This window comes from Methylobacterium frigidaeris (assembly GCF_022179185.1).
GTDB classification, from domain to species: Bacteria; Pseudomonadota; Alphaproteobacteria; order Rhizobiales; family Beijerinckiaceae; genus Methylobacterium; species Methylobacterium frigidaeris.
On record NZ_BPQJ01000017.1, the window covers coordinates 51,628 to 71,245 of the forward strand.

16 protein-coding genes and 2 tRNA genes are annotated in these 19,618 nt (G+C 70.8%); 11 read left to right on the forward strand and 7 right to left on the reverse strand.

Going from position 1 to position 19,618, the window contains the following annotated elements; all coding sequences use genetic code 11:
- Positions 1-40 precede the first annotated feature (40 nt).
- From MFF64_RS18370 to MFF64_RS18385, 4 genes are all read left to right on the forward strand, one after another.
- Complete coding sequence (locus MFF64_RS18370) at positions 41-1,063, forward strand: amino acid ABC transporter substrate-binding protein (protein ID WP_099904319.1); 1,023 nt, start codon at positions 41-43, stop codon at positions 1,061-1,063.
- 72 nt (positions 1,064-1,135) lie between these two features.
- Positions 1,136-2,347, forward strand: a complete 1,212-nt coding sequence (locus tag MFF64_RS18375) for an amino acid ABC transporter permease (protein ID WP_238191852.1) — start codon at positions 1,136-1,138, stop codon at positions 2,345-2,347.
- A gap of 10 nt (positions 2,348-2,357) precedes the next feature.
- The gene (locus MFF64_RS18380) at positions 2,358-3,515 is read left to right on the forward strand and encodes an amino acid ABC transporter permease (protein ID WP_099904317.1); all 1,158 of its coding nucleotides are present in this window, start codon (positions 2,358-2,360) and stop codon (positions 3,513-3,515) included.
- Positions 3,516-3,523: 8 nt separating this feature from the next.
- Positions 3,524-4,342: an amino acid ABC transporter ATP-binding protein gene (locus MFF64_RS18385; protein ID WP_238191853.1), complete on the forward strand. Its 819-nt coding sequence runs from the start codon at positions 3,524-3,526 to the stop codon at positions 4,340-4,342.
- 50 nt (positions 4,343-4,392) lie between these two features.
- Here the strand turns inward: MFF64_RS18385 and sseA are convergent, their stop codons facing one another.
- From sseA to MFF64_RS18400, 3 genes are all read right to left on the reverse strand, one after another.
- Complete coding sequence (sseA, locus tag MFF64_RS18390) at positions 4,393-5,235, reverse strand: 3-mercaptopyruvate sulfurtransferase (RefSeq protein WP_099904054.1); 843 nt, start codon at positions 5,233-5,235, stop codon at positions 4,393-4,395.
- Between the two features lie 902 nt (positions 5,236-6,137).
- A complete protein-coding gene (locus MFF64_RS18395) occupies positions 6,138-6,314 on the reverse strand; it encodes a DUF1328 domain-containing protein (RefSeq protein ID WP_048431004.1) in 177 nt (58 codons plus the stop codon).
- Between the two features lie 200 nt (positions 6,315-6,514).
- Positions 6,515-6,590: transfer RNA gene (locus MFF64_RS18400), tRNA-Asn, on the reverse strand.
- Positions 6,591-6,839: 249 nt separating this feature from the next.
- On the opposite strand from MFF64_RS18400, the gene MFF64_RS18405 reads away from it, so the two are divergent.
- Positions 6,840-6,913, forward strand: a tRNA-Cys gene (locus tag MFF64_RS18405).
- 284 nt (positions 6,914-7,197) lie between these two features.
- On the opposite strand, the gene MFF64_RS18410 is transcribed toward MFF64_RS18405, so the two are convergent.
- The gene (locus tag MFF64_RS18410; protein ID WP_238191855.1) at positions 7,198-8,409 is read right to left on the reverse strand and encodes a tetratricopeptide repeat protein; all 1,212 of its coding nucleotides are present in this window, start codon (positions 8,407-8,409) and stop codon (positions 7,198-7,200) included.
- A 960-nt stretch (positions 8,410-9,369) separates the two neighbouring features.
- On the opposite strand from MFF64_RS18410, the gene MFF64_RS18415 reads away from it, so the two are divergent.
- The 4 genes from MFF64_RS18415 (at position 9,370) to MFF64_RS18430 (ending at position 15,681) form a co-directional block, all read left to right on the forward strand.
- The gene (locus MFF64_RS18415) at positions 9,370-10,023 is read left to right on the forward strand and encodes a protein-L-isoaspartate O-methyltransferase family protein (RefSeq protein ID WP_099906083.1); all 654 of its coding nucleotides are present in this window, start codon (positions 9,370-9,372) and stop codon (positions 10,021-10,023) included.
- 587 nt (positions 10,024-10,610) lie between these two features.
- The gene (locus MFF64_RS18420) at positions 10,611-11,966 is read left to right on the forward strand and encodes a TolC family outer membrane protein (protein WP_207768195.1); all 1,356 of its coding nucleotides are present in this window, start codon (positions 10,611-10,613) and stop codon (positions 11,964-11,966) included.
- 133 nt (positions 11,967-12,099) lie between these two features.
- The gene (locus MFF64_RS18425; RefSeq protein WP_238191858.1) at positions 12,100-12,774 is read left to right on the forward strand and encodes a PopZ family protein; all 675 of its coding nucleotides are present in this window, start codon (positions 12,100-12,102) and stop codon (positions 12,772-12,774) included.
- 195 nt (positions 12,775-12,969) lie between these two features.
- Positions 12,970-15,681, forward strand: a complete 2,712-nt coding sequence (locus MFF64_RS18430) for a valine--tRNA ligase (protein WP_238191869.1) — start codon at positions 12,970-12,972, stop codon at positions 15,679-15,681.
- Between the two features lie 5 nt (positions 15,682-15,686).
- Here MFF64_RS18430 and MFF64_RS18435 read toward each other — a convergent pair whose 3' ends face one another.
- A complete protein-coding gene (locus MFF64_RS18435) occupies positions 15,687-16,235 on the reverse strand; it encodes a GNAT family N-acetyltransferase (RefSeq protein ID WP_238191871.1) in 549 nt (182 codons plus the stop codon).
- Positions 16,236-16,453: 218 nt separating this feature from the next.
- On the opposite strand from MFF64_RS18435, the gene MFF64_RS18440 reads away from it, so the two are divergent.
- Positions 16,454-16,657 (forward strand): DUF2283 domain-containing protein, encoded by a 204-nt coding sequence (locus MFF64_RS18440; protein WP_099899728.1) that lies wholly within the window; start codon positions 16,454-16,456, stop codon positions 16,655-16,657.
- 6 nt (positions 16,658-16,663) lie between these two features.
- A complete protein-coding gene (locus tag MFF64_RS18445; protein WP_099899730.1) occupies positions 16,664-17,404 on the forward strand; it encodes a DUF2459 domain-containing protein in 741 nt (246 codons plus the stop codon).
- A gap of 361 nt (positions 17,405-17,765) precedes the next feature.
- On the opposite strand, the gene MFF64_RS18450 is transcribed toward MFF64_RS18445, so the two are convergent.
- Positions 17,766-18,245, reverse strand: coding sequence for a hypothetical protein (locus MFF64_RS18450; protein ID WP_238191873.1), 480 nt, complete (start codon positions 18,243-18,245; stop codon positions 17,766-17,768).
- 97 nt (positions 18,246-18,342) lie between these two features.
- Positions 18,343-19,560, reverse strand: coding sequence for an efflux RND transporter periplasmic adaptor subunit (locus tag MFF64_RS18455; RefSeq protein WP_099899734.1), 1,218 nt, complete (start codon positions 19,558-19,560; stop codon positions 18,343-18,345).
- Positions 19,561-19,618: the final 58 nt, after the last annotated feature.

Here is a 19,618-nt window from a genome sequence, read left to right on the forward strand (position 1 = left end):
GCCGCAGGGTGCCGCAACCGGAACGGGAGACGCAGACCGCATGAAGACCATCGTCGCGGCCCTGGCCTTCGGGCTCGGTGCCACCCTGCTGGCGGGCGCCGTCCAGGCGCAAGGAACGCTGAACAGCATCAAGCAGAAGGGTTACATCTCCTGCGGCTCGAACCCGGGGCTGGCCGGCTTCGGCGTGCCGGACGCGCAGGGCCGCTGGACCGGGCTCGACGTCGATTTCTGCCGGGCCCTGTCGGCGGCGATCTTCAACGACGTCACGAAGGTCCGCTTCATCCCGCTCTCGGCCAAGGACCGCTTCACGGCGCTCCAGTCGGGCGAGGTCGACATCCTGTCGCGCAACACCACCTGGTCGATGTCGCGCGACACCACGCTCGGGCTCGACTTCCCGGCCGTCAACTTCTACGACGGCCAGGGCTTCATGGTGAAGAAGAAGCTCGGCGTCACGTCGGCCAAGCAGCTCGACGGCGCCTCGGTCTGCACCCAGCAGGGCACCACGACCGAGCTGAACCTGGCCGACTACTTCCGGGCCAACAAGATGAAGTACGAGGTGGTGGCCTTCGCCAGCGCCGACGAGACCTTCAAGGCCTACGATTCCGGCCGCTGCGACGCCTTCACCACCGATGCCTCGGGCCTCTACGCCGAGCGCCTGCGCGCCTCGGCACCGGACGACAACATCGTGCTGCCGGAGATCATCTCGAAGGAGCCCCTCGCGCCGGCGGTGCGCCAGGGCGACGCCCAGTGGGCCGACATCGTCCGCTGGACCCATTACGCGATGCTGAACGCGGAAGAAGCCGGCATCACGCAAGCCAACGTCGACCAGATGGTGAAGTCGTCCGACAACCCGGACGTGAAGCGCATCCTCGGCACCGAGGGCAAGTACGGCACGGACCTGGGTCTCACCAACGACTGGGCCTACCGGATCATCAAGCTCGTCGGCAATTACGGCGAGGTGTTCGAGAAGAACGTCGGCCAGGGCTCGCCCCTGAAGATCCAGCGCGGCCTCAACGCCCTGTGGTCGAAGGGCGGCCTGCAATACGGCCCGCCGATCCGCTGACCGCATGACTGAGCGGCGCCCGGGCCTCCCGGGCGCCGTCCTCCGGCAACCACAGACGCGAGCACGCCACCCTTGCCGACGCAGCTTCCGGCCGATGCGCCGTCCGGTCCGCCCCGGGTCTCGCCCCTCTACGATCCCCGCATCCGCGGGGCGGCCTACCAGATCCTGCTGCTGCTCGCGGTCGGGGCGGTGGCCTGGATCGCGATCGGCAACGCCGCCGAGAACCTGCGCAATGCCCGCGTCGCCTCGGGCTTCGGCTTCCTCGGCAACACCGCCGGGTTCGACGTCAACCAGACGGTGATCCCCTTCGCCGCCGCGACCTCGACCTACGGCACCGCCTTTCTGGTCGGGCTCACCAACACCCTGATGGTGGCGGTGATCGGCATCGTGCTGGCGACGATCCTCGGCTTCGCGGTCGGCGTGGCGCGGCTGTCGCCGAACTGGATCGTGCGCACACTGGCCACCGTCTACGTCGAGGTCCTGCGCAACATCCCGCTGCTGCTGCAATTGCTGTTCTGGTACGTCGCGGTCCTGGCGAGCCTGCCTGCTGCCCGCGATTCCTACGCGCTGGGCACCTCGGTCTTCCTCAACCAGCGCGGATTGTACCTGCCGAAACCCCTGCTCGCGGCGGATGCCTGGGCCCTGCCCGTCGCCCTGGTCATCGGCCTCGTCGGGACCCTCGTGTTCCGGGCCCATGCCAAGCGCGAGCAGGCGCGGACAGGCCGGCGCCTGCCGGTTCTGGCGGTGGCCTCGGGCCTCATCCTCGGCCTGCCGCTCCTGACCTACGGGGTGCTGGCGCTGCTCGGCATCGCCCCGGTGGCGCTCGACTTTCCGGTGAAGGGGACCTTCAACCTGCGCGGCGGGATGCAGCTCTATCCCGAATTCGTCGCCCTGGTGGTCGGGCTTACGGTCTACACCGCCGCCTTCATCGCCGAGGTGGTGCGGGCCGGCATCCAGGCGGTCAACAGGGGCCAGACCGAGGCGGCCCGCGCCTTGGGCCTGCAACCCGGCCCGACCATGCGGCTGGTGGTGATCCCGCAGGCGATGCGGGTGATCGTGCCGCCGCTGACCAGCCAGTACCTCAACCTGACCAAGAACTCGTCGCTCGCCGTCGCCATCGGCTACCCGGACCTGGTCCAGGTCTTCATGGGCACGGTCTTGAACCAGACCGGCCAGGCCGTGGAGGTGGTGGCGATCACCATGGCGGTCTACCTGACGATCAGCCTCGTCACGGCGAGCGTGATGAACCTCTACAACCGGCGCGTCGCGCTGATCGAGCGGTGAGACCGACACGATGACCGCCGGCTCCCAGCCCCTGCCGCTCACCTTCGTCCGCCGCGAGGCGGTGCCCGCCGCCCCGCCCCCCTCCCTGGTGAGCGGGCCGCTCGCCTGGCTGCGCCAGAACCTGTTCTCCAGCCCGGCCAACGCCGTGATGACCCTGGCGGCGCTCGCGGTCGTCGCCCTCGTGGTGCCGCCGCTGCTTCGCTTCCTCGTCTTCGACGCGGTCTGGACCGGCGAGAACCGCGACGCCTGCCGGCCCGAGGTGATCGGCCGCCCGGTCGGGGCCTGCTGGGCCTTCGTGACGAGCAAGATCAACTACTTCATCTACGGCTCGTACCCGATCGAGGCGCGCTGGCGCCCGAACGTCTTCTTCGCCCTGATGGCGGTCGGCGTCGGGTGGCTGCTGTGGCTCGATGCGCCGAAGCGCGCGTGGGGGGCGCTCTACTTCTTCGTCGTCTTCCCGGTCGTCTCCTACGGGCTCCTTGCCGGCGTGCCGGCGCTCGGCCTGCCCGCCGTGCCGACGGCCCTGTGGGGCGGCATGCTGGTGACGCTGATCGTCTCGCTGGTCGGCATCGTCGCCTCGCTGCCGCTCGGCATCCTGCTGGCGCTGGGGCGGCGCTCGCGGCTGCCGATCGTGCGGCTGTTCTGCGTCATCTTCATCGAGTTCTGGCGCGGCGTGCCGCTGATCACCGTGCTGTTCATGGCCAACGTGATGCTGCCGCTGTTCCTGCCCGGCGACGTCACGGTCGACCGGCTGGCGCGGCCGCTCGTCGGCATCGCGCTGTTCTCCGCCGCCTACATGGCCGAGGTGGTGCGCGGCGGCCTGCAGGCGATCCCTCGCGGGCAGACCGAGGGGGCGATGTCGCTCGGCCTGAGCCCGTGGCACCGAATGCGCCTGATCATCCTGCCCCAGGCCCTGCGCATCGTGATCCCGGGCATCGTCAACAGCTTCATCGCCCTGTTCAAGGACACCAGCCTCGTCTCGATCGTCGGCATCTTCGACTTCATCCGCACGATCGAATCGGCCCGGGTCGATCCCGCCTGGGCGGCGCCGACCGTGGTGATGACCGGCTACGCCTTCGCGGCCCTGTTCTACTTCGTCTTCTGCTTCGGCATGTCGCGCTACGCCCGCTTCGTCGAGCGGCGGCTCGCGGCCGGCCAGACACGGTGAGATCCCCGATGGCTTCCTCTCCTATCCCGACCCTCCCCGAGACCGATCCGGACCTCGCCCCCCGCAACACCTCGGCCGCCCGGCTCGCCACCGCGCCGGTCGCGGTGTCGCTGGAGCGGGTCAACAAGTGGTACGGCGCCTTCCACGTCCTGCGCGACGTCGACCTCGCCGTGCGCAAGGGCGAGCGGATCGTGATCTGCGGCCCCTCGGGCTCCGGCAAGTCGACCCTGATCCGCTGCATCAACCGCCTGGAGGAGCACCAGGCCGGCCGCATCGTCGTCGACGGGATCGAGCTCACCAGCGACCTCAAGCGGATCGACGAGATCCGCCGCGAGGTCGGCATGGTGTTCCAGCACTTCAACCTGTTCCCGCACCTGACCGTGCTCGAGAACTGCACCCTGGCGCCGATCTGGGTGAAGAAGATGCCGAAGGCCGAGGCCGAGGCGGTCGCCATGAAGTACCTGACCCGGGTGAAGATCCCGAACCAGGCGCACAAGTATCCGGGCCAGCTCTCGGGCGGCCAGCAGCAGCGCGTCGCGATTGCCCGCTCCTTGTGCATGGCGCCCAAGATCATGCTGTTCGACGAGCCGACCTCGGCGCTCGACCCCGAGATGGTCAAGGAGGTGCTCGACACGATGGTGGGCCTCGCCGACGAGGGCATGACCATGCTCTGCGTCACCCACGAGATGGGCTTCGCCCGCCAGGTCGCCGACCGTGTGATCTTCATGGACGAGGGCCAGATCGTCGAATCGAACACCCCCGAGGCGTTCTTCCGCGCGCCGGCGCACGAGCGGACCCGGCTCTTCCTGAGCCAGATCCTGCATTGAGGGCAGCGCCCGGCCGAAAGGCCGGGCGAGGCCGGTCGACACCGCCGGGTCTAACGCCCCGTGACGACCGGCAGGTCCTCCCGGGCGCCCCATTCCGACCACGAGCCGTCGTAGAGGGCGCGGGCCGGCCGGCCGAGGCTCTCGAGGGCGACGCCCACGATCGCCGCGGTGACGCCGGAGCCGCAGGTGGTGACCACCGGGCGGTCGAGATCGATCCCGGCCCGGGCCACGGCCTCGCGCAACGCGGCCTCGTCCTTCAGCCGGCCGTTCTCCTGCAAGGCGGCGTAGTGCAGGTTCAGGGCGCCGGGCATGTGGCCGGGTCGTACGCCGGGGCGCGGCTCGGGCTCCTCGCCGGCGAAGCGGGCGGGGGAGCGGGCATCGACCACCTGGGCCTGGCCCGCGAGGGCCCGCTGCACGTCGCCGACATTCGCCACCGCCGAGTGGTCGAGGCGGGCGGTGAAGTGGCGCCGGTCGCGCGGGCGCGCCTCGCCCTCCTCGACCGGGTGCCCGCCCGCGACCCAGGCCGGGAAGCCGCCCTCCAGGATCGCGACGTCGCGGGCGCCGAACGCCTTCAGGGTCCAGCGCACCCGCGGGGCCGAGAACAGGCCCATCCCGTCATAGACCACCACCGTCATGCCGTCGCCGATGCCCATCTGGCGCATCCGCGAGGCGAAGGCCTCGGGCGAGGGCAGCATGTGGGGCAGGGCGCTCGCCTCGTCGCGCACCGCGTCGATGTCGAAGCGGATCGCCCCGGGGATGTGCCCCGCCAGGAACTCGGCCTCGGCGTCCCGGCCCATCGCCGGCAGGTACCAGGAGCCGTCGACCACGACGATGTCGGGTGCCGCGAGCCGCTCTGCGAGCCAGTCCACCGTGACGAAGGGGCCAGTCGACATGCCTGTATGTCTCCGAGGGGGGCACGATGGCCCGTCGAGGGCATTGTGCCCGATTTCCGGGCGCCGCCGCCACCCGTCCAGGCGCGAAAGCAGCGATTCCACCTGGGACGCGACGCCGCCGCGCGCCCGGCCGGGATGCCGTTCCTCAGCGGAGCGGCACGGCTCGACCGGCTGATCGTCTTCTCTTCGCATCGCTTGCGCTGCCCAGCCCGTGGCCACCTCACCGGCCGTTCGCGGCCTGCGGCATGATGCTTAGCAAATGATGTCGAGGGGGCGGCAGGGCCTGCCTAGAACGAGAGCGTCCATTCCCGGGAGAAGCCGGACCCGATGCTCTGTCGCGCATCCCGCCCCTGCGACGCCCCTCGCACCACACTTGGCACAGCGCTTGCGAGACCGTCGTCACTGCACCCGCCGTGTCCACTCTCCCTTGCACGGCCGGGCGTGGTCGACGGGCCAGGCAGTAAGACTCCGAGGGCTGCCTGGCCCGCCCGTCCGCCGCAGGAACCGAACGGGACTGCGCGCGGCGCATGCGAGCCCACGCGTAAGAGAGTGCAGTGACAGGGAGGGGCGAATGAAGGCCACGGCTCGATTCGAATCGCCGATCCGTCCCGACAGGATCGAGGTCTCCTCCTGCGGCTACCTTGCCGCGGCCATCCTTTGCGCCGACCTGCGCGCAGCCCGCGCCGCAGCGTCGCGTCCGCTCCCCTCCGCGACGGTGCACCGGCTGGTGCCACGCCGGGCACGGACGAGGCCGGCGCTGGCGCCAGCCGACGGGATGCGGCGCGCGGCCGAGGGCTGAGCGGCAGGAGAAACAGGCCGAGAAAACCGGCCAACAAAAAGGCGGCCCCGAGGGGCCGCCCTGATCCTGGGAGGCGGGCCTCAGGGCCCGCCCGCCGGCTGCGTCAGATTCGGGGCGAGCGGCCGCGCATCAGGCCGAAGATCGCCGAGACGGCGAACAGCACGATCGCGACGAAGAACACGATCTTGGCCGCTTCCATGGCGGTGCCGGCGATGCCGCCGAAGCCCAGCAGAGCCGCGACGAGGGCGACGACGAGGAAGGTGATAGCCCAGCCGATCATTGGTAACTCCCGTATCGAAGGCTGCTGGACTGCTTCGCGGCGGCGTGCAGCGAAGCGTTGCAGCAAGTTGAACGAGAAACCACCGGACCGGGCGACAGGTTCCGTCGATTTTTTCGGATGAAAGCAGGCGGGCGACCGTGCGAGGGTGATCGCGCTGGCATCGACCAGCGCGGCAGCGGTTTCACGATGTGCGGGAGAGGTGGCTCCCCGAGCAGGACTCGAACCTGCGACAAGGCGATTAACAGTCGCCTGCTCTACCAACTGAGCTATCGGGGATCGCGGCGGGACCTCTACCCAAGCCGGGCAGGGTGCGCAAGGGGTTTCTGGTTCGTGTGGAGATTTTCGGCAGCCGGCTCATTTCGCGGCCGCCATCGCCGTTTTGCCGTCGGATCCCTGTTGCGGAGCCGGGCCGGGCTCTGCTAATGACCCCTCGTCCCCGAGTCGTCCGCCCGACGCCGGGGAGACGGCGCAGACGGTGCTTCGAAGCCCGGTGTGCCCGATCGCCGGCTGCAGGCCGGCCCGGATGGCCTCGTGGCGGAGTGGTTACGCAGAGGACTGCAAATCCTTGCACCCCGGTTCGATTCCGGGCGAGGCCTCCATCTCTTCTCTCCGGCGACCGAACTCATCGAGGCCCTGGTCGCGAGAGCCCCCAATCTTCAAATCCGTTCATGACAGGGTGCATGCCGGATCGGAGCCTCCGGCACCGGCCCACCGCGCCCGGCGATCGACGCGACCTCATGAACACGGCAGCAGGGTATCGGGATGGGTGCCCCGCGCGTCGCGGGGCACCGGGATCGCATCGCGATGGGAACCGACGGCCGCGCGGAGCGGCGTCAGAGCCGCCCTCCGATCCGAGGACCGTCGATCCCTCCGGACGTCGCGCTCACGGCAGTCCGTTGCGCGCCCAGTGGTCGGCGAGCGAGCCGAGATCGATGGCGACGCCGCCGCGGTTCCGGACGGTCTGGATGTACCGCTTGCCCACGTAACCCGCCGCCACGAGCCAGATCCGGCCTGCCTGGCTCTCGGCACCGAGATGCGCGTCGACCTGTTCGAGGAAGTGCGGGTACTGGCAGACCGGCTCGTTCGAGCCTTCGCCGCGCGAGAAGTTCCGGCTGTCGCCCGGCACCACGTAGGCGTGATCCACGGTCACGCCCCGGCCGCGAAGCAGGTCCGCGAGACCTGACTGACTCGTGATGATCCCGAACGGACGCCCGGCCGAGATCAGGTCGCGGTAGAACGGCGTGTCGTTCAGGGTGAGATTCATGCTGTTCGAGGTGAACCGCGTGCTGGCCGGCCCCGACATCTTCTCGAGGAACCGGAAGACGTTCACCGAGGACGTGATCCCCCGCGTGCTCAGGAAACCCTGCTCCTGGTCCAGGCGGGCCTTGGGAGGAATGCCGATGAGGTCGTGGCCGGCGAACCCGGTCTGCAGGTCGATCGAGAAGCGGAAGAAGTCCTCCGCGTGGATCAGCCGGTCCGTGCCGAACCAGTCGCGCAGGAACTCGATCCGGTGACCGCGATAGAGTGCGGCGTAGCGGCCCTCGTCGTAATCGTTGAACGACAGCCACGCGCCTTCGCCGTCGCCCAAGCGCGCGAACGAGAACGGCCGGCCCTGAGCCACCGCTTCGAGGACGTGGCGACGAACGGCGTCGGCCTCCAGGTAGAGCCCGTCCTCGATGAAGCGGTCGAGGGTGTCGCGGGCGCCCTGCAGCGGATGAGCCTCGCAATAGTCGATGAACTGGCCGATCCGCTCGAAGAGGTTGCGATGGTCCGGGTTGGTCTCGTGCGAGGTCAGCATCAGCCGGCGCGCCGCGTCCGTCTGCCCGGCGATCGACAAGGCCCGGGCGAGCAGCGAGCGGTACTCGACGTTCGAGGGCTGGATCTGCAGGGCGCGACGCCCGAACTGAACCGCGCTCGTGAGGTTCCCCATCATCGCGCTGTTCAGCGCGGCCTGGTAGTAGGCGATGTCGTTCAGCGGATTCTTGGCGCGAACTCTCTCCAGGATCGTCAGGGCCTCGCGGTGGCGCCCCTCGTTCCTGAGATAGATCGAGATGTCGAGGGCCGGTATCTCGCCGTCGATCTCGACCGCCCGCATGTCCCGATCGAGATTGGCGCGGCCACCGATCCAACTACGGTCCCGGCTCAGAAGATCGGCGAGACAGGATGCCCGTTTCTCGTCCGACGCAGCAAACATAGCGCTCACATACCCGTTCAACGCCCGCTCCCCCCGCTGTCGACAACACGTCCCGCAACGGCAGCAGACTTAAGTCCGCCAGCTTACCCACGCAACATCGAACTTGTCTCACGCTCATCGGCCCGAATCTTGCTTTCCCATGCTTTCGGAACTGTAGATCAAGCTACCCGTCGGATCGGGCATGCTCATGCAGATCCCGGCCATTGAGGGCGCGTCGCTGCCGGGGGGACGGAACGGAAAGGCGCGCCGGGCCCCTGATGCGAGCCCTGATGGCGGCCAGCCGGACGGCATCCGGCGGTGATGGCGAGAGAAGAGGCTTCCAGCCTCATTCTTGTGCAACGACGAGAGCCGACGAGGTGCTCCTCGGCAGGACCGAAGGACCGGAGCCGCACCCCCTCGTCCCGCCGCGGGAGACGGGAGGACCGTCAGGCACCGGCGGATCGAGCGGGCGCCACGCCCCTTCCATGCGCCCGACGAGGCCAGGTCCGCAGACCGAAACAGCCTCTCGCCCCAGATCGCCCTTGCGCAAGAATGCCCTTGCAAGAATGCCCTTGCGGAGGAGGCGGGACCTCGTCCATTGTCGCGCTCCGATTGTCGGGGCGTCGGCCGGAAACAGCCTCGGACGCTCCAGGATCGACGGCCCCGAGCTTTCCGCCGGCCTCTTGAAAGACCAAGAGGAATTCGGATCCCGACCGTCGTCGCGCGATCCGGATGCAGATCAGGCCGTCGCTCGCGCAAGGCCGGGCTTTCCTGGCATCTTGCCCGGATCCTTGCCTTTTGGCCGGCGATCCACCACAACCGCGTCGCCCGGCGGCTTGACCGTCGCGGCTTGGCCGTCGCTCAAGCTCTCCAGAGACGTTCATGCTCGACTACGCGCAAGCGCGCCGCCTCATGGTCGATTGCCAGCTCCGGACGTTCGACGTAACCGACATCGCGCTCCTCGACGCGTTCGACGCCGTCCCCCGCGAGCGGTTCATGCCGGCGGACCGGGAAGCCTTCGCCTATATCGACCAGCCCCAGGCGGTCGGCACGGAAGACGGCGAGACCCGCTACATGCCGGCCCCGATGGTGCTGGCGCGCCTGATCCAGGCGCTGGCCCTCAAGCCGGGCCACCGCGTCCTCGAGGTCGGAACCGGCCTCGGCTACGGCGCCGCCCTCCTGCGCCGCCTCGGCGTCGAGGTCGTGGCCCTCGAATCGCTCCCCGGCCTCGCCGCGGCGGCGCGCGAGCGGGTCGGTGACGGCGTCACCGTCGAGGTCGGCCCGCTTGAGAAGGGTGCGGCCGGCCACGCGCCGTACGACGCGATCCTGGTCGAGGGCCAGGTCGAGCAGCGCCCGCAAGGATTGCTGGAGCAGCTCGCCGATGGCGGGCGCCTCGCCTGCGTCCAGGGCCAGGGCCGCCCGGCCAAGGCGACCCTGTGGGTGCGTTCCGGCGACGCCTTCGGCTCGCGTCCGCTCTTCGACGCCACCCTGCCGCCCCTGCGCGCCTTCGCGGTCGAGGCCGGCTTCGCATTCTGACGCTCCGGCGCGGGACACCGTCGCCGGTCCCGCGCCTGAATCGAACCACCTTCGAAGGAGGGTGGTCCTCCGCTGATCTGGGTAGCCGGCCGACGGCTCCGACCAAGGTCCTCGACGCGGATTTTTCTTGGCCCATTGCGCAGGCCCACCGTCCAGCCTCTCCGGCGGCCCGAGTTCGGCGCCCCGACCCGGGGCTTAGGCCGGGCAGCCGAGGCCGCGTCCGCGGGCAGAACGACGCGCGAATGCATTCGTTCACCAATCACTTGCAGGGAGCACGCGCTCCGCCGGGGCCCGGCGCGAGGATGCGTGCGAATCGCCGAACCGCGACCCTGAATTTCCCCAAGGATACCTGTCGCTTTTATGCGGCACCGCCGGTCAAACTCGGTCATCCACAGTGCGGGGGCGGTGCTCCCGGAACCACCCTCGGCTAAGGTCACGCTCGAGGTGGGCACAGCGATATGACGAACCGGCTCAGCCGCCCGCGGTGCAGAGCCGGTCGATTGTGGGCTAGCCGCACAGGGTAGACAGGCGTGACTGACACAGGAACTCAGGTGTTCCGCGGGCTTCGGCTGGGCGGGTTCGCCGCCATGGCGCTCGCCATGGCGGGCCAGGGCGCGGTCGCGGAAACCCTGGATACCGCGCTCGCGCGGGCCTATGCGGGCAACCCGACGCTGAACGCACAGCGCGCCGGCCAGCGCGCCAACGACGAGAACGTGCCGCGGGCGCTGGCGGGCTATCGTCCGACCGTGAGCGCGGCGGCCAGCGTCGGCGTCAGCAACGTGTCGGGGCGCCTCGGCGCCGCGCGCGGGGAAATCGGCGGCGGCGACGCCTCGCAGACCCTGATCCCGGGCTCGGCCGGCCTCACCGTCAACCAGACCCTGTTCAACGGCTTCCGGACCGACAACCAGACCCGGCAGGCCGAGTCGCAGGTGCTGGGCGGGCGCGAGACCCTGCGCAACACCGAGATGCAGACGCTGTTCTCGGCGGCGCAGGCCTACATGAACGTGCTGGCGGACACCGCCACGCTGGAGCTGAACCGCAACAACGTCGAGGTGCTGGAGGAGCAGCTCCGCCAGACCCGCGACCGCTTCAACGTCGGCGAGGTGACGCGCACCGACGTCGCCCAGGCCGAGGCGCGGCTCGCCGGCGCCCGGGCCCAGGTCAGCCTGGCCGAGGCGAACCTGCGCACCAGCATCGCGACCTACCGGCAGGTGATCGGCGTCGAGCCGCGCCAGCTCGCCCCCGGCCGCCCGATCGACCGCTACGTGCCCGGGACCCTGACGGCAGCGGTCGAGATCGGCCTCACCGAGCACCCGGCGATCCTCTCAGCCCTCCACTCGGTCGACGCGGCCGAGGCGCAGGTCAAGATCGCCGAATCGGCCCTCTATCCGACGGTCTCGTTGAGCGGCAACGCCGCGCAGGTCTTCGACCAGCAGATCGCCAATACCCGCTACTTCCAGGGCTCGATCATCGGGCAGCTCACGGTCCCGCTCTACCAGGGCGGCACCGAGTACGCGCAGATCCGCCAGGCCAAGGAGCAGGTCGGCCAGGCCCGGCTCCAGGCCGAGCTGACCCGCGACCAGGTCCGCGCCGGCATCGTCACCGCCTGGGGCGCCCTCGAGGCGGCCAAGGCCCGCGTCATCGCCTCGCAGGCCCAGGTCCAGGCCAACGAAGTGGCGCTGAACGGCGTGCGCGAGGAGGCCCGGGTCGGCCAGCGCACGACCCTCGACGTGCTGAACGCCCAGCAGGAGTTGCTGACCGCCCGCGTCAGCCTGATCGCCGCCCAGCGCGACCGGGTGGTGGGCTCCTACCAGGTGGTGCAGACTGTCGGCCGCCTCACCACCCGCTTCATCGCCGTGCCGGTGGCCCAGTACAGCGCCAAGCAGCATTACGACCAAGTCAAGGACCTCTGGTACGGCGTGCGCACGCCGGACGGCCGCTGACCGTGGCGGGCGCGGGGAGGCCCCGCGCCGCCTTCCTGTGAGTTGCGCGGGCCGCCTCGCTTGTGCGGGGCCGGCCCTGTGGAATACTGCGTATCCCGACCCCCCGATCCTCTGCACTCGAGCGTTGAGCCGGATGAGCGCCGCGAGCCCCAAGACGCAGGACAAGACGCAGGAACCCTCGATGGAGGAGATCCTCGCCTCCATCCGGCGCATCATCGCCGACGACCAGAAGCCGGCCGAGCCGCCTGCCGCCGGATCGCGGCCGGTGGCGGTGCCGACGCCTGAGCCGGAGGAGGACGACGTGCTCGACCTCGCGATGGTGGCCAAGCCCGCGCCCAAGCCCGCCGCACCCATGTCCCCCGCACCCATGCCCGCCCCGAAGCCGGAGCCGGTCGCCAAGGAGCCGGTCGCCAAGGCGCCGCCCCCGAAGCCCGAGCCCGAGCCGAGCTTCGACGACACGTTCGACCCGATGCCGGAGATCGCGTTCCGCGACGAGCCGATGGATTTCGACGCGATCGAGATCGAGCCGGAGCCCCCGAAGGCCGTCGCCCCGCCGCCTGCCGCGCCGCCGGAGCCGCCCCGCCCGGCGATGGAGGACCGGCTCCTGTCCCAGGCGACGGACGCCACGGTCGGCCACGCCTTCGACCTTCTGGCCAGCACGGTGCTGACCCGCAACGCCCGCACCATCGAGGACCTGGTGCAGGACATGCTGCGCCCGATGCTGAAGGCCTGGCTCGACGACAACCTGCCGGTCATGGTCGAGCGCCTGGTCCGGGCCGAGATCGAGCGCGTCGCAAGAGGACGGTGATTCCCTGGCGGTGATCCCCGGGTCGCCGATCGCGCGACGGCTCCAGTTGACGGAACCGCCCGCGTCCGCTTGAAAGCGGGCTCGGGGGCCGGCCGCTCGCGCGGCCGGCCTTTTTCGTTTCTGGTTCCGGCGCCCGTGAGGCGCGCGTCCCGCCGGGGACGTGCGCCCGAGCGGCGTGCGAGTGGCGCTTTCGCGATGATGGACAAGACCTTCGATCCCGCCGCCGTCGAGGCGCGCATCGCCGCCGAGTGGGAGGAGGCGCAGGCTTTCCGGGCCGGGCGCCCGGACCGGGCCGGTGCCGAGCCCTACAGCATCATGATCCCGCCGCCGAACGTGACGGGCTCGCTGCATATGGGCCACGCCCTCAACAACACGCTTCAGGACGTGCTCGCCCGCTTCGAGCGCCTGCGCGGCAAGGACGTGCTGTGGCAGCCCGGCACCGACCATGCCGGCATCGCGACCCAGATGGTGGTGGAGCGCCGCCTCGCCGAGCAGCAGCAGCCCGACCGGCGCACCCTCGGCCGGTCGGAATTCGTCCGCCGGGTCTGGGAGTGGAAGGCGGAATCGGGCGGCACCATCGTCAACCAGCTCAAGCGCCTGGGCGCCTCCTGCGACTGGTCGCGGGAGCGCTTCACCATGGACGAGGGCCTGTCGAAGGCCGTCCTGAAGGTCTTCGTCGACCTGCACGCCCAGGGGCTGATCTACCGCGACAAGCGCCTGGTGAACTGGGACCCGAAGTTCCAGACCGCGATCTCCGACCTCGAGGTGCAGCAGGTCGAGGTGAAGGGCCATCTCTGGCACTTCGCCTATCCGGTGGTGGACGAGGCCGGGACCGAGACGGCTGAGACCATCACCGTCGCGACGACCCGGCCCGAGACGATGCTGGGCGACACCGCCGTCGCGGTGCACCCGGAGGACGAGCGCTACCGCGCGCTCGTCGGCAAGCGCCTGCGCCTGCCGCTCGTCGGCCGGCTGATCCCGATCGTCGCCGACGAGTATTCCGACCCCGAGAAGGGCACCGGCGCGGTCAAGATCACCCCGGCGCACGACTTCAACGACTTCGAGGTCGGCCGCCGGCACGGTCTCGTCCAGATCAACATCCTGGATGAGGAAGCCCGCATAAGCCTCGAGGGCAACGCGGACTTCCTGGCGGAGGCGAGCCCGGAGCCGGAGGCGCTGGCGCTGCACGGCCTCGACCGCTTCGCCGCTCGCGCGAAGGTCGTCGCCCTGATGGAGGAGCGCGGCCGCTTGGCGGGAATCGAGCCCAACACCCACGCGGTGCCGCATGGCGACCGCTCGGGCGTGGTGATCGAGCCCTACCTGACCGATCAGTGGTACGTGAACGTCAAGCCGCTGGCCGAGCGGGCCCTGCAGGCGGTGCGCGACGGCCGCACCCGCTTCGTGCCCGAGACCTACGAGAAGACCTACTTCCAGTGGCTCGAGAACATCGAGCCGTGGTGCATCTCGCGCCAGCTGTGGTGGGGTCACCAGATCCCGGCCTGGTACGACGCCGACGGGAACTGCTTCGTCGCCGGCAGCGAGGAGGAGGCCCTGGCCCAGGCGGCGGCGAAGCACGGCCGCCCGGTTTCCTTGCGCCGCGACGAGGACGTGCTCGACACCTGGTTCTCCTCGGGGCTGTGGCCGTTCTCGACGCTCGGCTGGCCGGAGGAGACGCCGGAACTCGCCCGCTACTACCCGACCTCCGCCCTGGTGACGGGCTTCGACATCATTTTCTTCTGGGTTGCCAGGATGATGATGCTCGGCCTTCACGCGCTGGACGAGGTGCCGTTCCGGACCGTCTACATCCACGCCCTCGTCCGCGACGAGAAGGGCGCCAAGATGTCGAAGTCGAAGGGCAACGTGGTCGACCCCCTCGACCTCGTCGACCGCTACGGCGCCGACGCCCTGCGCTTCACCCTCGCGGCCATGGCGGCGCAGGGACGCGACATCAAGCTCTCGGTGCAACGCGTCGAGGGATACCGGAACTTCGCCACGAAGCTCTGGAACGCCGCCCGCTTCGCCGAGATGAACGGCTGCCGGCTCGATCCCGCCTTCGCGCCCGAGGGCGTGACCCAGACCCTCAACGCCTGGGCTCTCGGCGAGGCCGCTCGCGCCGTCGCCGAGGTGACCGGTGCCATCGAGGCCTACCGCTTCAACGATGCGGCCAACGCCGCCTACCGCTTCGTCTGGAACGTCTTCTGCGACTGGTACCTGGAGCTGGCCAAGCCCGTGCTCCAGGGCGAGGACGGCCCGGCGAAGGAGGAGACGCGCCGGACGATCGCGACCCTGATCGACCAGATCTGCGTGCTGCTTCACCCGTTCATGCCGTTCCTCACCGAGGAATTGTGGGCGACGAAGGCGCGCGAGGCCGGAATCGAGCGCGGGCTGCTGGCGCTGGCGTCCTGGCCGGATCTCGGCGCGCTCGCCCGGCCCGAGGCCGAGGCCGAGATCGGCTGGGTCGTCGACCTCGTCTCGGAGATCCGCTCGGCCCGCTCGGAGACGAACGTGCCGGCCGGGGCCCAGATCCCGCTGGTGCTGGTGGCGCCGAGCGAGGCGGTGCGCGAGCGCGTGTCGCGATGGGGCGACACCGTGCGCCGCCTCGGCCGCATCGCCTCGATCGAGATCGCCGAGGGAAGCCCGCGCAACGCCGTGCAGCTGATCGTGCGCGGCGAGGTCGCGGCGCTGCCGCTCGAGGGCGTGGTCGACCTGACCGCCGAGGTGGCGCGGCTGACCAAGGAGGACGCCAAGCTCGGCGGCGAGATCGGGAAGATCGACGCCAAGCTCGGCAATGCCGACTTCCTCGCCCGCGCCCCCGAGGAGGTGGTGGAGGAGCAGCGCGAGCGCCGCGAGGCGGCCATCGCCCGCCGCGAGAAGGTGCGGGAGGCGCTGGCGCGGCTGCAGGGCTGACCCCGTCAGCCCGGGACGACGAAGCGCAGCACCGTGCGTCCGCCGTCGCCGGCCCGCTCCTCCAGGTCGGTCGGCGGCAGCGCGGCGACGGTCCGGCGCCAGAACGGCAGGGCATCCGGGTTGAACCGGCTCACCGCCGCCTCCCAGCGCCCCGGATGGCGCCGGATCGCGAGATGGGCCGCCCGGGTGCCGACGCCGACGCGGTGATACTTGCGCATCACGAAGAACTCGGCGACCGCGTGGTCGACGGGCAGATCGAGAGCCGACCAGGCGTGCAGCAGCACGAACCCGGCGACGCGCCCGTCGGCCCGGATCAGGTACGGGATCCGGTCGGGCTCCTGCCAGTAGCCGTCGAGGCCGGGCGGGTAGGCGAAGAGCCCGGCCTCGCTCACCTCGCCCCAGGGACTGTCCCGCGGCAGGCGCTGCGAGAAGTCGTGCAGGTAGAGCTGGAGCAGCTGCGCGATCAGCAGCCGCTGCGCCGGTTCCGCCCGCAGCAGCGCGACGTCGTGGACAGTCCGGCTCGCCGGAATGGATGCGTCGGGCTCGCTCGCCATCGGTACCCTCCTGCGGGCGGCTCCTGCGCCGCCCGGGGAGCGGGATAACAAGAAAATCCGGGCAGGGATGCTTGCGGCACCGCCCGATCCAGGGTGACTGGACGGGCACGCTCCCGGAGGCGATCCGTCACCCTTTGCCCGGATATCCGCACAGGCATGAGCCCGAAGCCCGTCCCCGACGACTCCCGCACGACCTGGCCCGCCCGGAGACCCGCGCCGTGAAGGGCCGCTACGACGCCGAGACCGACGTGCTGTCCGTCCGCTTCACCGATGCCGAGGTGGTGGAGAGCCGGGAGATACGGCCGGGCATCGTCGTCGCCTACGATGCCGCCGGGGACGTCGCGGCGATCGAGATCCTCGATGCCTCCTCGGAGCGGCTGGCGGCCGACCAGGACCTGCGGCTTCTCGCCGTGGCGGCCTGAACCGCCTTGCGCCGCTTCGCCCGGCGAACGGCGCTCCTCGTCGTCGCTCCCGCCATCACCCTGGTCGCGGCGGCCTGGCTCACCGCCCGGCCGGGCGACCCGGCCCTCTACCCGCCGGCCCCGGGCGACGAGGCGGTCGAAGAGGCGGTCGAAGAGGCGGTCATTGTGCGGCTCGTCGCCCGGGCCTGGCATTCCGGCCTGCTGCTGCCGCGCGACGACCTCTCCCGGGCGGCCGGCAAGATCGGGTCCGGGACGCTTCTGGAGGTGACTGAGCGCTTCGGCGCCTATCCGGCCCTCGAGATCGGCTGGGGCGATGCCGGCTTCTACCGCGCGGTGCCGACGATCGACGCCCTCGACTGGCGCCTGGCGCTCAAGGCCCTGTTCACCCCGGGCGGCCGCCCAGCGGTGCTGCACGTGGTCGGGGTCGCGGCCGAGCCCGGCACGGCCTTCCCGGGGGCCGAGATCATGACGCTGCCTCTGTCGCGGGCCGGCTTCCGGCGTCTCGCCACCGCGCTCGGCCACGCCTTCACCCTGCGCGACGGACACCCGGTCGAGGCGGGGCCCGGCCTCTACGGCCCGAGCCTGTTCTACGAAGCGGAGGGGCGCTTCAGCCTGCTCAACGTCTGCAATCACTGGAGCGCCGGGCTCCTCAACGAAGCGGGCTTGCCCGTCACGCCGCTCCTCGACACCCTGCCGCAGGGCCTCGCCCTCGATCTCGCGTGGCGCGCGCCGGCACGCGCCCGGTAGCCTCTTCGGGCGCGAAGCCGCGGCCCAGTCTTCCTTGCGAGGCGTCGCACTCGAACGAGCCTCCGTCGATTGACGGATCCGACGATCACCTGATGAGACGATCGTCCTGTCGCCCGGCCTCGAGACGAACCGACGATGCGGCATGTCCAGCCGACCTCGCCTTCTTCGGCGTGACGCGGGCCTCGACCCGATGCAGCACTACCTGCAATACGGGCTCTACGAGGGCCGCAGGCGCCTTCGGCGACACCATCTCCGGCTACGGCACCCAGGGCTGAGGCAGGCGCCGGCCCGCACGTTTCCGTGCGGCCCGGCGGTGCGGTGGTCCGGCAGAGGCGCGGGGCGGGCTCGGCGTCGCGCCTCCTCAGTTCCGGGCCCCGGGCGAGGTGGGCGGGGCGGGGCGCCGACGGAAGACGCGCCGCAGGCGTTCCCGAAACGGAACCCGGCCGCTGCGGGCGAGGTCGCGGCCGCAGGCGCAGGCCCCGGCGCGGTCGAACTGGAAGGCGATCTCGGCGCCCTCGGCGAGCCGGAGGGCGAGGGCCGGCACGCCCGGGGTGACCTCGCCGGCCGTCCAGCCGAGGACCGGGAAGAAGCAGTTCTCCACCCGCGTGCCCGCCGGCACGTCCTGCGCGGCATCCGCCGCGACCGAGGCGGTGGCGAGGAGAGCCAGGCCGAGCTCGGCGGCCTCCGCGGGGGTCAGCCGGACCGCGTAGTCCCGTGGCCCGAACGCCACCACGAGCTCGAGCCCGTCCCGCCCGGCTGTGACGACCGAGAAGCGCAGATCGGCGCCGGGTGCGGCGTCGGAGGCCGCCGTCTCGGCCGGCGCGGTCTCGGGAGAGGTCATGGCCCGTCGCTCGCGTGCCGTGGCGGGGTGGCATCCTTGAGCGTAGCGTCCCGGTCTCCCTTCCGGCAAGCACTGACGGAGCGTGACTGCCGGTGCGTTACCGCACGCTGGCGCCGGGCTCGTTCGCGGCCTGCCGCGCCGGCTCGGCCTCCCGCTTGATCCCGACCCGCTGGTCCTGGCGCAGGAGCTGGAGGTGGTCGGTGGCGATCCGGTCGCCGGCCTTGAGGCCCTTGAGGATCGCCGTGCGGTCGCCGAATTCCTCGCCGGTCGTGACCGGAATCATCGACACCTTGCCCTCGTCGCTCACGCGCCAGACGATGCGCTGGTCGAGCTGGGACGACAGCGCGATGGTCGGCACCAGCAGGCGCTCCTCGGTGCCGACCTGCACCCGGGTGCGCACGAACTCCCCCGGCAGGTAGCGCTCGTCGGCGTTGGGCAGCCAGGCCCGGACCAGGCGGCGGGCGGTGCGGGGATCGAAGCGGTTGTCGAGCTTGTAGATCGTCGCCTTGCGCTCTGGCTTGCCCTGTGCGTCGAGGGTCTGGATGACGGCGCGGTCCTCCTTGAGGGCGGCGCGCACCGCCTCCGAATCCTCGGCCGAGAGTGCCACCTGCACCTCGATCGGGTCGACCTGGACCACGCTGACGAGCTGGGTCGCGTTCTCGTTGACGTGGTCGCCGATATTGACGTCGGAGAGGCTGGAGCGCCCGTCGAAGGGCGCGCGGATCACCGCGTATTCGAGGTTGAGCTTCTGGCGCGCGATCGCGGCCTCGGCCTCCTGGACCCGGCTGCGGGCGACCTGCCGGTTGCTCTCGAGCTGCTGGAAGCGCTGCTCGGAGGCGTAGCCCTTGTCGGCGAGCGTCTGGGTGCGGTCGACCTCGGCATCCGCGAAGGAGAGTTGCGCCACCGCCTGCTCGCGCTGCGCCTCCGCCGTGCGCAGGGCCACCTCGAAGGGCCGCGGATCGATGCGGAACAGCACCTGGCCCTGCTTGACGTGGCCGCCCGGCTCGAAGGGCCGCTCCACCACCACGCCGGTGACCCGGGGCTGGAGCGCGGCGTCCTTCGGCGAGATCACCGTGCCGGTATACGAGAAGGCGACCGGCACGGTCTCGGAGGCGGCCTTCGCCACGGCCACGTCGAATTCGGGGGCCTCGGGCTCGCGCGTCGGCGGCGGTTGCGGCGCCAGGAGTTGCGCCACCGGGCCGGGCAGGATGCCGGCGGCGCCGTCAGGCAGCGGGTGGCCGAGGGTCCACCACAGACCGGCCCCGGCCGCGATGCCGGCAACCCCGACGAGGCCGTAGCGAAACCCTGCGCGCACGATGCTGGTCTCCTCCGATGGCAGGCTCCGGAACCGATCCGCGCAGGGCGGCAGCCGG